Source organism: Haemophilus parainfluenzae (assembly GCF_900638025.1).
Classification (GTDB): domain Bacteria; phylum Pseudomonadota; class Gammaproteobacteria; order Enterobacterales; family Pasteurellaceae; genus Haemophilus_D; species Haemophilus_D parainfluenzae_J.
The window spans coordinates 676,068-690,861 of record NZ_LR134481.1 but is presented as its reverse complement, the minus strand read 5'-3'; the positions used below and the strand labels follow the sequence as shown (position 1 = coordinate 690,861).

General features: G+C 38.9%; 4 protein-coding genes and 1 pseudogene. 1 reads left to right on the top strand and 4 read right to left on the bottom strand.

Features of this window, described 5'->3' with window-relative positions; translation table 11 throughout:
* Nucleotides 1-101 precede the first annotated feature (101 nt).
* The 3 genes from EL215_RS03460 to EL215_RS03450 all read right to left on the bottom strand — a co-directional run bounded on the left by EL215_RS03460 (nt 102) and on the right by EL215_RS03450 (nt 3,546).
* Nucleotides 102-1,046, bottom strand: coding sequence for an Imm49 family immunity protein (locus EL215_RS03460; protein ID WP_126470201.1), 945 nt, complete (start codon nt 1,044-1,046; stop codon nt 102-104).
* A gap of 198 nt (nt 1,047-1,244) precedes the next feature.
* On the bottom strand, nt 1,245-1,748 hold the full coding sequence (locus EL215_RS03455) for a contact-dependent growth inhibition system immunity protein (RefSeq protein WP_049356735.1): 504 nt from the start codon (nt 1,746-1,748) through the stop codon (nt 1,245-1,247).
* Nucleotide 1,749: 1 nt separating this feature from the next.
* Complete coding sequence (locus EL215_RS03450) at nt 1,750-3,546, bottom strand: endonuclease toxin domain-containing protein (protein WP_232013316.1); 1,797 nt, start codon at nt 3,544-3,546, stop codon at nt 1,750-1,752.
* A 19-nt stretch (nt 3,547-3,565) separates the two neighbouring features.
* Between EL215_RS03450 and purT the strand changes: the two are divergent.
* Nucleotides 3,566-3,706: pseudogene (gene purT / locus EL215_RS10370) on the top strand (phosphoribosylglycinamide formyltransferase 2); the annotation flags it as partial.
* A gap of 401 nt (nt 3,707-4,107) precedes the next feature.
* Here the strand turns inward: purT and EL215_RS03435 are convergent.
* Nucleotides 4,108-14,784, bottom strand: coding sequence for a two-partner secretion domain-containing protein (locus tag EL215_RS03435; protein ID WP_126470199.1), 10,677 nt, complete (start codon nt 14,782-14,784; stop codon nt 4,108-4,110).
* Nucleotides 14,785-14,794: the final 10 nt, after the last annotated feature.

The following is a 14,794-nucleotide window of genomic DNA, read 5'->3' as shown; positions in this document are numbered from 1 at the left end:
TGAAATTATAAGATTGGCTTAAATATAAGTAGTTCTGAAAATACAAAAGTGCGGTCAAAATTGCTTATGTTTTTGATCGCACTTTTATTATCATTCCCGACTTATCTACCAAACAGCGAAGCCCAAAATCCTTTTTTATTTTCAACTTTCTTTTGCTTCGCTTCTTCCATTCTTTGTTTGACATAATTTACCCAAACTTGATGGGGTGCATCAAAATCAAATGATTTCATAAAATCATAAGGAATTTTATATTCTGCTAATGGATTTATATCAATCAATTCTTTTGGCGCTATAGGGCTATCAATACCCAAATCAAAACCGTGGATTGCTGCGATTTTGGCATACATTAAAACTTGCGGTTGCAAGTAAAAATCAAAATGTAAAAGTGTGTCTTTTGCTGCTCGTTTAGCAAGCTTAAGTTCGAGTAATTTATCTAAAGCCTCTTGCATTCCTTTTATATTTTTATCTGCTAGTGCCACATAAAATTCATGATCAGGAATGCGCTTTAAATCACCACGGGCTTTTTTCTCATCATTTAAGAACGTGAGTGCGCGCTCTTTTAATAATTGCCAATCGCCACTTAACGCCAATAAAGTGTTCGCATTAAAAAAAGGTCTGGTATCAGTACGTTTATAGGGGACTGAAATATCCACAATTTCATCACGATGTTTAATTAAATAATCAATTAACTTTTGATTATCTGAAAGCAAACTCATAAAAAAGAAATTTGTATTAATTCCGTTGTACGCCCATTGAAAATCATATTCAGATAAAATACTTAAGAAACCTGCAATAGAAGCATTTTCTTTAAATCCTGAAATATCATTTTCTAATAAATGCTTAGAGGCTAATGCACGATGATAGTCATCTAATAAACCAATTGAAAAAAACACATCCCCACGAAACTCATCAATTAATTTTATTCTTTGAAATAATACGAGATAAGAATTATCTGAAAACGAATTAACCCGTTCCAAGGTAAATTTTTTAGCATCACTGTAAGTCTTTGCAATATCGCCACCTAAAAACACTTTATATTTTTCCATATTGACCTCGTATGACTACTTCTTATTAGGAACTCTAACTGGTAATAACACAACTTTACCATTTGATTTATCTACACCTGCTATAATAGTTGATTCACTTAACATAAGTATCTTTTAAAACACAAAAAGTGCGGTCAGTTTTTAAGAGGTTTTAAAATTCTTTAAAATTAACCGCACTTTATATTTTGAGGAAATATCTTACCGATAAATACTCGTACAATACGTCAAGGCTTGTCTTATGGCTTTTCCTAATTCTTCATCTGAAATATTCTTGTCATATTTAAATTCTAATGGTGAATTGTCAGGAAGTGAAATCCCTGTACTTCCATCTAAAGAATCTTGATGAAGAGGCGAAATAGTTATATATAAATCATCCTGTTCTAAAGATAAAAAAGACATATCCTTATAGATAGATTTTTTATTTTTGTATCCATAGCGTTTTTTCATCTCCTCTTCGAGATTTTTTTGTAGTCCTTTCATTTTTTCAGAATTAAAAATAGCCTGAAATTCCTGGAGGGATACTTCTCTGCTTTCATCAAGTTTTTCTTTAACCAACTTGCCAAAGTATGAGTCTGTAATATCCACTTTATTAAAAACAAAATCTTGATCTGGATCTGTCATTCCAATCATCCCTCTAATAATAGAGGTCACTAATAAGAATTCATTATTCACTCTAACTGAAACAGCTTTTGGTTTATTCATATCAATTTACCTTATTAACAATAATATTAGTTCCTTTCGATCTAGCGTATTCTATAGATTTATCTATAGCTTTCATCTGCTCTTTTGATGTTTTAACTGGAATTGCTAAATATAATTCTCTTGCTTTAATATTTTTTGCATAAACAATAAACTCTCCTTTTTGATCTTGTTTGAAGTTAATCATATCATCAACATACTTATTCAATGTATAAGTAATTTTTGATGGATTTTGGTAAGTTTTTGAACCAACCGTATCCATTGTTTTTGAACTTATTGCTGTACCATCAGGAAGAAGATGATCAAAGGTTTTAAAATTAGGTTTGATATCATTTAAGTTTATTGAGCCATCTGGAAGCTTCGATTGAACATAAGCTTCCCATGGTTTACCTTGATTTGAAATCCCTTTCCCCCATTGAATACCTATTTGACTATTAGGTATACCTTTTCTTGATAAGTTTAATTTTCCTGATTTAGCTATATCTGTAATCTTAGAGATCCCTTCAACCATAGCTAATCCCGCACCACTTAGAACCACTCCTCCAGTTGAAACACCTTTCATTTTACCTTGGCGGTAGCCTTGCATTTCTCCCGCGAGTTTTGGATTCTCTTGAAGGGCAAGCGCATAAGCCTCATCCCAATCTTTCAACGAGACCACAACATTATTATAGGTCTTCCCTGGGTTTGAGATTGCTTCCCATAAAGACACAACGGTATCATCTAAATTAACAACTGCATCTGCTGTTTCTTTAACACTATCAATTTGCCCTTGAGCTTCAGCAAGCTCTAGGCCTTCTTGATATTCTTTAGCTTTATCTTCATCTCCATTGAATAAAACCTTGGCATACATTTCAATGTTTTGCTTACGCTCATCACTAGGATGAACGTCATCAGCCATGCTGTTATTCTCCACTGAATCTTTCGCCGTCTTAGCCGCAATAATCGCCCCATCAGAGCTATCTGATAAAGTACCACCAGCAATACCTGCTGCTACTTGACTTAAAGACGATACCGTACGTTTTTCTTCTTCGCTCAGCTTTTCAGGTAATTTATTGTAAAGTGTCGAGGCAAGGAAATTAGCCGCAACCTCACCACCTGCTGCACCCGCCGCGCCCGCAGCAACATTACGATTGCCTGCATAAGCCTCTACCGCGCCCCAAAGTGCATGAGCTGTCAAATTGAGCGCGGTATTCACATTGCCTTTTGCATCTGTTGTCGCTTTCTTAATTTGATTATTCACCGCAGGCGATAATCCTGAAGCCACCACTTCCGCTGCCGGTCTGCCGGCTAAAGCGGTGCTGATAACATTTAATGCTGAATCAATGACAAGACGTTGACTTCCACCTATTTCCCATTCTTTGGCTTCGCGACTCGCTGTCTCAAAATTATCTCGTGCTTGTTTGACTAAAGCGCGGTTAATTTCGTTGTTGTTTTCTGCCTTGGCTTTTTCTGCTTCTTCTAACGCAATTGCAGCTTCATGACGTTTCGCTTTCGCTTCTTCGCCAAATTTATTAGCAAGCAAACTTCCTGCTTCCACGACATTCTGTCCAAATTTCTCTGTTACCTCACGTTGGAAATCAAGTTCTTTTTGAACATCATCTTTATTAAAACGATTCTCTAATTTACCACTTTGACTTGGTGCACTCTCTGTAGTGATATCGGTTTTTATCACCGCAATCTCTTCTTGTACCGTTTTACCTGTACGTTTTAACTGCTCTGCTTCATCTTTAATAATGATATTTTGTGTATTAATACCACTTTTTGTTGTGCTAGATTGGCTATCGGAATCTTTACTATACACCAATGCAGAGTTTAGGTTTAATAGTAATATTCACTTTTTCGGAAAAGACGAAGTCAATGGCCATCGCCGTTTAGATGTGTTACTCGCTCGTGATATTTCCGTGGAAAAAGCATTGGAAAAAGTAGAATGTGCTTACGCGAAGTTGGATGTAAAATTATAAGATTTACTTAACATAAGTATCATTAAAAATACAAAAGTGCGGTCAGTTTTTGAGAAGTTTTAAAAACTCTTTGAAAATTGACCGCACTTTACACCTAGATACTTTAAATTTTCTTAATCAAAAATTAAAAATCTAACTAATTATTAAACAATTAAGATCGTAAAGTTTAATTGTTTTAAACAACATAACTTTATAAAAGTAAACTTATAAAGCATAATCATTATTTATTTTTCATATTTTTACTCAAGTAAAAACAGAATAGAAGCAAAACCAATATTAAGGGAAACCATTTTAATGTCACTAATAAACTAACCTTACTAAAATCAAAGTTAAACTTGTATAAAGCTAATGCATACATAAATAAAATTGATATCAATGACATTTTCAAAACAAGAAAAAAATCATTTCTCATGTTTATTTGCCTCCTTCAATTGTTCATAATATTTTTCAAAAGAATTTGTCATTGCCTCTTTTATAAGAGGAAAGCCCGTATAATGTCCAAATTTATTTTCAAGCCCTGAGCTTAAGATATTGCTTCCTGTTGTTTTAACAATATCATAGTCCCCACTATCTTTAGCCCAATCAACAGTCACTCCTAGCCCAATAACAGGAAGCATTGGCATACCTGTAGTTGCTCCAGCTGAAAAGAATGAATATCCAACCTCTTTAGTAGATTTCAATAAGTTATCTCTTGTTAACGACTTCCCATTAGCATAATCATTTGCCTCAAAACCAGCTTTAATACCTCCAGCTGCTACGGCATTAGTTAGAGCTACTTTCGTTCCTTGCTCCCCCATATTTTTCACACCAGTACGAACATATTCTCTCGCACCATTAACACCTTTTCCGACAATATCCGCATAAGTTAATTGTCCATTTACATAGGCTTTATTGAGTGCATCATTTACAACTGGCAACGTCTTATTCAGCTTGTTCTCTACTTTGACTGCAGCAACAAACGCTTTATCACCTACATTTATCGCAGTATTTTTAACTACATTTACCGCTACATTCTCAACCATGGTTACACCTTTCACTAAAGCTGTGCCAGCGCCCGGTCCGCCAAATAGTGCGATAGCTTCTAAGTTTGATTTCTCAAGCTTTCTTGACCAGTTACCATTTAAAACTTTATCTTTTTCTATCGCATTCACCAATGATGGGTAATGAGGCTTCATCTGTTTTGATAAATCTACGTCATATAGGCGTTTCATTGCTTCTTCATGTGTAATGTGAACACCATTTCTTGCTTCAGTATGCACAATATCCCATGCTATTTCTGAAAGGTAAGTATCAAGATATTTTTTCAATTCAGGATGTAGGTTACCTTTATTTTTCTGCGCCTTGCTTAGTAAGAAATCCACTAAATCACTTTTGTTGAGTAATTTTTTAGCCTCTTCTAATTCAGCAGGGTATAAATAACCACGTTTATCAAGATTTTCTTCAAGTTTAGCCACGCGCTCGTTATCACGAATTGAGAGCTCATTATTCTCCACCGCATTCTTCGCCGTTTTAGCCGCAATAATCGCCCCATCAGAGCTATCTGATAAACTACCACCAGCAATACCTGCTGCTACTTGACTTAAAGACGATACCGTACGTTTTTCTTCTTCGCTAAGCTTTTCAGGTGATTTATTGTAAAGTGTCGAGGCGAGGAAATGAGCCGCAGCCTCTCCACCTGCTGCACCTGCCGCACCCGCAGCAACATTACGATTGCCCGCATAAGCCTCTACCGCGCCCCAAAGTGCATGAGCAGTCAAATTGAGCGCGGTATTCACATTACCTTTTGCATCTGTCGTCGCTTTCTTAATTTGATTATTCACCGCAGGTGATAATCCTGAAGCCACCACCTCCGCTGCCGGTCTGCCGGCTAAAGCGGTGCTGATAACATTTAATGCTGAATCAATGATAAGGCGTTGACTTCCACCTGTTTCCCATTCTTTAGCTTTGCGACTCGCTGTCTCAAAATTATCTCGTGCTTGTTTGACTAAAGCTCGGTTAGTTTCGTTGTTGTTTTCTGCCTTGGCTTTTTCTGCTTCTTCTAACGCAATTGCGGCTTCATTACGTTTCGCTTTCGCTTCTTCGCCAAATTTATTAGCAAGCAAACTTCCTGCTTCCACAACATTTGGTCCAAATTTCTCTGTCACCTCACGTTGGAAATCGAGCTCTTTTTGAACATCATCTTTATCAAAACGATTCTCTAATTTGCCACTTTGACTTGGTGCACTCTCTGTAGTGATATCGGTTTTAATCGCAGCAATTTCTTCTTGTACCGTTTTACCTGTACGTTTTAACTGCTCTGCTTCATCTTTAATAATGATATTTTGTGTATTAATACCACTTTTTGTTGTGCTAGATTGACTATCGGAATCTTTACCATAGCCCATGCCATAAGAGAATTGAAGAGATTCCTTGCCTTCAGCCAATTTCTTGGTGTTCTCTTTTCCATCTACTCCTTTAGAATTAACAGTTTTGTTGCCATTTTTATCGGTATAAAGCAGATTACCATCTTTATCCGTGGCTTGTTTTGTACTTTGAGCTGCACCATTTTCGCCAAATGGTGTTTCAAAGTTAGCTGACACACTGCCACTCACACCAAAACTGCTGCCACTATAATTTGAGTGATTTTCAATATCTGAATGAGTAATGCTGCCAGTGCTAAAATGGTTTTTGCCATCTGCTTCAGCCTTTTGGGTAGACGTAATCAATGCACCTTTTAAATCTGTGTGATTTTTTACATTCACATCATAGCCTTCATCACCAGCATAAATTCCTGCCTGTTCATTCACGCTTGCATGATCAGCATTGATTTTTGATTTACTGAAACCACCACCTGCGGCAAAACCATAGCCTACTGTCACACTACCACTTACATTCATTTGTTTACCATGGTAGCGAGATTTATCTTGTAAGCTCTCGATATTGAGGTTTTTCGCATCCAATTCAACACGTTTACCCTTCACTTGACTGCCTGCAAGAGTGACATCACCACCTGCATTAATCACGGTTTTACTTTGACTATCACCTACATGGCTAGCAACATAAGTAGTTTCATCACCATTGCCATAGCCTTTTCCGTGATTACCGCCTAAAGTAACCCCGGCAGCCTCACCATTACTCACTTTAATGGCTGCCCCTGCATTAAAGCCACGCGATTTATTAGTGCTACGTTCTTGGTGGTTTTGTTCTGCTGCTTTGATGTTTACTTGATTGTCTGCCATCAAAGTCGTGCCTTGTTTGCCTGAGATATCTGAACCTTCAATATTAATGTTGGAATCCTTTCCTGCACCCGTTGCCACTATATTTACTTTGCCGTCTGCATTCACTTGAGATTTGGCCGCGGTTTTGCCTTCAGTATGCGTGCGTGATTCACTCTTTTGTTGGCCGTAAGTGATTTGTGCCCCTACTACGGAATCCACATCGCTATTACTCATTGCTTTTTGAATAGAGTCGCCAGCTTTCATTACGCTATCAGCTGCACGATAAGCATCAAAACCAGCATTAGCTGCTGCCATCGCATTCACACGACCATGCTTACTCTCACCTACTTGTCTAGTTGATTGCACTGCGCCTTGTACTGCTTGAATAGCAGAAATAACAGGGGAGGTAATCGCAAGAGTTACACCTTTTTGTTCAAAGGTTTGTTTGGTATTGGTTTCATATTTGTCATCAGCCGCTTTAATATCAACTTTTTTAGCCAGAATATTTACATCGCCGCCTTTGATTGCACTCACCTGACTTGCCGTTTGAGTGTAATGATTCTCTGCGATGAGGGTGACGTTGCCGTTTAAGCTCCCCACTTGGCTGCCCTGGGCATAAAACTTCGTTTTATCGCTTTCTAGCGTTTGCTTTTGGGCACCAAACGTAACCCCTAGGCCTCTGCCCAACATGCCTGATTTTTTCTTGCTGTGAAAATCATCGGAATAAAATTTGTTTTCCGCTTCTTTGATGTCGATGTTTTTCGCCCGCACCGTTAAGCCGTTTTCTCCCACCACATTTGAGCCTTGCACCGTCACATTCCCTTGATAGGCAATAAGATTTACTGTTTTTCCGTCAATGTTACTGCTCACCGATTGTTCAATATGGTGTTCATGACGACGTATCTCCGTCGTTTTACTCAACCCGAAGCGACCTCTGCTCACGGATTTTGAAGCGCTTGCCAGTTGTTCCTCTTCGCGCCCGGCTTCAACCTGTATATTCCCTTGTTGTGAGCTAATAAGTACGTTGCCCTTTTCACTACCGATATTCGATTGGCGTAGCCGGACATCCTTTTTCGCCACAAGCGTTACATCATCCTTGCCTTTAAGGCTACTGCCGACTTCCGAATGTTGCGCTAAACGATAGTAGTTATCCGCATCGCCGTTGTAATATTCTTTATTGCGCACCGCTAATGTCGTCACGTTTAACATATTCCCTGCCGTTGCGCTTAAGCTGCCTTGGCTTTCAATATCGGCCGCTTTTATCGTCAGGTTCTCATTGCTGTGTAATGCCAAATGGCCGCCTGCGCCGGTGACTTTCACGCTGGCAAGACGGTCTAACACCGTGCGGGCAACATTGCCGTCAGCACTTTCTGAAGAGGAAAGCGTACTGCTAATGTCTAAATTTTTCCCCGCCGACAGCGAGAGGGATTTTACCGCCTCAATGCGTCCACCGAGGTTAATCAGGTTTTGTTGAGCGGATAAATCAACCGTATCCCCCAGTATCGAGCCTTCGTTTTGCAGTTGACTCGAATGAATCTGGATTAAATCTCGTCCGGCTATTACACCGCTATTGTTTAGTTCGCCCACATTGCCCTCTATTTGATTGGCTGAAATCACTGCACCTCGGGAACTAATATCGCTATCTCGTGCAACTAAATACACTTGTGGTACAAGGGCGGTGATTTTACGTCCGTCTGCAAGCGTGACTTCTTTATTAACTAACCACACCATATCGGTCGTCAGCTCCGACATCTGTTTCGCCGTTAAGCCCACACCCAAGGCAAGGTTAAATTGTTTAGCGTATTCCACACCACTCTTCATTAACGCTTGATATTGTGCGAAATCGTTATTGTAACCCTCAATATAACGGCGACCGGTGAGCTGGTTAATTTGTTCATTGATTAAACGCTGTTCATAGAAACCGTCGCCTAAACGTTTATGTACGTTATCGTGATTGTAACGAAGCTGTTCAAACATGTAGTCGGAACTGAGCCAGCGTTTACGATCAGTAAATTTTGGATCAGTTTCCACCAGATAGCCGTTCGGAGCATCCGGATTGATTTTATACAGGCTGGACTGTGGTAAACGCACTTCTGTCAAATGGGTTTTTACCATTGGCATGGTCATGCTAGATAAGTCTTGAGGATCAACTTTTTCAACGGCGGTCTGTAATTTAGCGATGACCTGCCCAGAACTAATCACATTATGGTTATTTATGGTCGGTGTCAGTGTCATTTCGGTATGCTTGCCGATAGACGGATTTAATGGTGATCGTTCAATAGAAATCCCATTTGGACTCTCCGCACTATTTGACATAACAGAGACTGTATCTAACTGAATATCTTTTACTTTGGTTTTCTCATCCACAGTGGTACTGGATGTGATTGGGGTGCCGATCGTGTTGAGTACAAGATTAAAATGCAGCTCTTTTGAAGATTGTTCATTAATCACATTTAGTATCTTTCTATCTAAGAAATTTTTATGTCTTCTTCCTTTTCCTGATCTCCGTCTATCCTGCTTATAACGATAAAAATAACCTTGCTCATCTACACTCTGTATTGCGGTGAAATCCTCATTCACGAGTTTTCCATTGTTTGAATCAATGTTTTCATCTGATTGTGAAATATTTTGTTCATTAAAATATAATCTTTCTCCAATTAAAAGTTGGCTATATTGATTGAGTGTATTTTCGCTATTAAGGTGTAAGTTTCCGCCCACAAGGAATTTAGCAGGAGATTCATCATAAATTTCCGGGATATAGCGTGTTTGGGTAAACTCTCGACGTTGCCAATAATCCCCTTTATGCGAAGAAATGCTCCCTTTGTCTCTATCATAAAACGTAAAGGTTGCACTTTTTTTACGTTTCCCGTTTGCATGATCCATTTCTCCATCTACACCAACTCGATACCATTCAGAAACTTTCTCAGTAGTAGCATTTTCTTTACCATATAAATCAAACGTTTCTTTTTCTTCTCTGATTCGAGTTTTGATTTTAGTATCTCGGTTAATCACATTTTGGGCATTAACCACTGCATTGCCTAACAATTCAATTGTTGCACTATCATTTTGAATTAAATTCGCCTTTCCAACAGCATGATTATTTTTATCTAATGTATTACCTATCACGGTATTACCTAAGGAGAGAATTAAAGCACCATCTTGATTAATTAACGTATTTACCCCAAAATCTAGGCGCTCTCTTGCCGCAATCGTAGCCGCTTTCGTCTCTCCATTGACGGTTTCGGCCAAGTTTTCGACTGTTGCAGCATTAATTGCTAAATGATCACCGTAAATTCGTCCTGTGCCGATATTTGTTACGGCTGAGCTCTTGATAACGGTGTTAACGCCATCAATCAACCCTCGGTTTATTAAGTTCGTTGAATTCAGCGTTGTCTCATTTGATGAAAGCTCTGCATTGGCACGATTCTCAATATGATTTGCCGAAATCGTCATTTTATTGGCAACTCTCTGCTCAGTATTATTCGTGAAGTTACCTTCCGTTTTAAACGTTAGATTATTTGCTTCAAAAGCATTATTTAAGATAAAACTCTCTTTTAATGCGATATTCAGATCGCCCTTTGTTTTAATATTGCCTTCAGATGCCAAACCTGTTGCATTTAAATTAACGGTTTTATTACCTTGAATAAGCCCTTTCTCATTATTTACCATTAAATTGTTACCGTTTAAGACATCCACGGTGTTCACCGCCAACAATTCTCCTTCGCTATTATTCAAATGATTATTTGAGGTAATAGAGACATTATTCGCACTATAAATGCCACCTTGTTGGTTATTTAATGTTGACGTTTGGATGACAATATCTTGACCTTGAATACCTTGTGCCGGTGATTTATCTTTTGCTTTTGTGCCTTGGTTATCAAGCTGCTCGGTATTGAGGGTTAATTTATCTGCATAAATTAACGAACCTTGCTCAGATTTTGCGCGGTTATTGATTGTTTTCGCTGTAATATTGGCTACATGAGAAGAAATCTTACCCTCTTGATTATTTACTGACTGTGTAGAGAGTGTTAAATCTCCCTGACTTTGAAAAATTCCTTGCTGGTTTTGTATGTCTTCTGCTGTCGTGATATTAAGCGTATTTCCACCATAGAGTTTACCTTGCTGATTAAATAGCGTAGTGACACCTTGTAAAACCATGCTACGCAATCCAACAATTCCCTTTAAAGCATCTTGGGTATATCGGTTATCAATGACATTTTGGTAAGCCTCAATTAAGAGTGAATCGTCTGCTCGAATGAGACCGTTTAGGTTATTAATATTCCCCGAGTGAATATCGGCCTTATTCTTGGCGAATAAGGTGCCTTGTTGGTTATCAATCTGTTGTTGATCTGTTTTGAGCAGTAATTGATTGGATGAAACCACCTTGCCTTGTTGATTTTCTAATCCTTTGGTCATCAAGGTAAGCATATTTTCTGCCTTGATCGTACCTTGTTGATTATTTAATGCTGTTTGTGTCGTAATATTTAAATTGGCAGACAGAGAGGCAATTTGGCCGGCTTGATTATTGATTTTATCTGCATTCAGCGAACCATCATTTACCATTAAAATTTCACCTGACTGATTTTGAATATCAGAAGCTTGAAGTGCGGTGCTGTTTAACGCTGTAATACGTCCGACTTGATTATCAAGTTGCTTCGCTTTTAAACTCAAATCAGTGGCAATGATACCTTGCTGGCTATCTGCAAGAGTATTGCGATTATCTAAGGTTTTTTGCGCAAAAATTTCTGCTATTTTGGCACGAATACTCCCCTGTTTATTATTAAGCATATTCGTATTTAATTTCAGTGTGCCGTTTTGCGCTAAAACCATGCCGCCCGTATTATTTATATCGGATTGATTGCTATTAATCGTGAGCTTTTCACCAAGGCTGGCAAGGATGCCATTTTGATTTTGAATACCTTGTTTTACATCAACATGTGCTAGTTGGCGTGCAATCAGTTTGCTCTCTTGATTATCCAGCGTTTGTGCAGTCACATTGACTTGATTGCCGCTTATTTCGCTTTGTTTATTTGATTTAATAGCATCAGCAACCAAATTAACAGTATTTGCAGTGATTAAACCGTTGTTCTGTTCGAGAGTATTAGTATGCAAATCAAGCTGTGATTGTGTACGTATTTCACCTTGATGATTAATGAGAGATGCCGTATTTACGGTGACATTATTGCGTGAAAGAATATTCCCATTATTGTTATTCAAAGAATTTGAATGCAGAGTTAATGAATGTTGTGCAATAATCCCTTTACTACCTTGCTTTTTCAATACGGTTTTTTGATTATTAATTGACTGATTATTGCTATTAATAGCAATCTCATTTGCTGAGATTAATCCTTGATTGTTGTTGATTTCCCCGCTGTTAATATCAATATTTTGAGCAGCAATAATATTTCCCTGTTCGTTTTCTAAACGATGCTGATGCGTATTGATAATGAAAGAACGCTCCTGACTGCCAATCGTTCCATTCTTATTGTTTAATGTACTGCCGGTTTGAATATCACCATTTAACTTCGCAATAATATGGCTATCTTTATTGCTTAATTCATTTGACGTGATGATATTAAGATCATCCGCCGAAATGACACTTTTTGTGAGTGAATTCAGTGTATTTGCAGTCAAATTTAATGTCTGAGCTTTAATGGCACCATTTTGCTGATTTAAATTATCAGATAATGTGATATCAGCCTGTTTAACAGCACGAATACTACCTTCATCATTAGAAAGATTTTTCGCATTTAAAGTTGAATTGTCCTGCGTGTAAACCAAACCTTGCTGATTATCGACATTGGCAACATTAATAATCTGTTTGCCTACACTGACGATCCGCCCTTGTCGGTTGACTACATTTCCTGCCTGAATATTCACTTCTCCAAGTGCAACAATACCCTTATCTTGGGCATCCGTTAAGGTCTGTTTATTAGATAGAGATTGTCCTTGGGTATTAATAGCAACATTTTGATTAGATTGAATTAAGCCGCCATCATTAATCAATTCACCCGAATTGATAGCAATATCTTGCTCTGCCACCAATAAGCCTTGTGTCGAATCTAATTTACCACGCTCGGTATTGATCGTCAGTTTGTCTTTCGCAATCAAACGCCCTTGTTGGTTATTCACGCCTTGGGCATTAACGGTTAAATCCCCTTGAGTTTTAAAGGTACCGCCGCTATTGTGTAATGTATCTGCAACATCCAGTTTTAATTCGCCTGTGCCCGTTTGTTCCCAAGTAGCTCCTTTTGTATTCAATGAACGTTGTTTCGTCGTGATTTTTTCTGCTTTTACATCACTATGTTGAGTTTCAAGCGAGGTTGGCGCGATTAAGGCTAACTCGGCATTGGCAATCAAGATTGCATTGTTAGCTTGAATTTTACCTTGAGATGCATTGATATTGACTGCATGCGCAGAAGTGTGGCTGTTGTCTAAATCGGCTTCCGAACTGCTGACATTGATATTGCCCGAAGCCACATTTTTACCTTGTAATGAGGTTTTCCCTGTGGTGATAACAGTAATCGACTTACCTTGAGCCGATTGATTTCCAAGTGTGCGAACTTCACCTTGTTCGCTATCTTTGACTTCAACACCTGAGGCAATCAGTGATGACGTTGAAGCGGTAACACTTGGTGCCTTATAGGTGATATGACCTTTCGCCACTGTTTCACCTTGCTGGTGAATGGCTTGGTTTGCCGTTTGATGAATATGACCGCCACGTGCGACTACAGAACCATCTTGTTGAATATCGGCTGCCGTGTTAAAGGTCATGTCGCCTTGGCGGTTTTCGATTTTACCTCGGTTTTCAATGCCTTTTGTGCCTGCTAGTTGAACGGCGTGGTTGGCGTTTAAAGTTCCGGTATTGACAATGCGACCTTCGCTGTCAATTTTGAGGGTTTCCGCACTCGCCCCAATATGTCCGGCATTGTGCACGCCCACGCCTGTTTCCGTGCCGATAAGATGAATTTTGCCCGAGTACATGCCGCCCAACTCGCCAACATCCACCGCCACCTGTGGGCGTGGTTCATCCGCAAGCGGTTGATTGTTGTGAATAATTTGTAAATCTGCCGAAGTTTCCAACTGCTTGACCGTATTCTTACCGGTAATCACTTTAGCTTCTTTTTTAGACCAAAGACCGGCATTGACTTGCGTTTCTCGAGCAATAATCTCGGTGTAATCTACTCGGCTGTTATCCAACCCCTTGCCCGATACTTTGACCTTACCCTTTTCCACCACAAAGCTTTCTAAGTTGCCGTTTTTAATCTGTGGTTTACCGGTTGTGAGCGTTGCACGGTTAGAGTTGATAATCCCACACCCTTCGCAATGAATACCAGACGGATTGGCAATAATCACATCCGCCTTTTTGCCTGCTACTTCCACATAGCCTTTTAACACTGAGGGGTCGGAGGAATTGACTTCATTTAAAATGACCTTAGCTTCCCCTCTCGCCAAATAAGGATTGCCCGTAATCAAACCGCCTTGCTGTGTTTGCACATTGGTGCGGCTGTTGTTCAAAATCGCCCCCTTGGTATCAACATCAAATTTGGCATATTTATTATGTGAAAGCCCTTTGTCGTTCGGGGTTTGAATATTGACTTGCGGTAAACCGTTCGCTGTTTGTAGTACTATCGGTTGTTGATTTTTTGGGGCGGATTTATCGGCTTGAATAATCAGATTGGCTAATGCCGAATTAGAGAATGCTACAAAGCCTAATGCACAATAAAGGCTAAAGGTAAGCGGTCGGATTTGGGCAAAAATGTGCGATAAGCCAAAAGCGGACGACTCCGTAGATTTACCTTCTGATTTTGCTAATTCAGACGTCACCACAAGGCGTTGAAGGGTTTTACTAAAAATTACACAGAAACATTTTTTATTCATTTTTCACTCC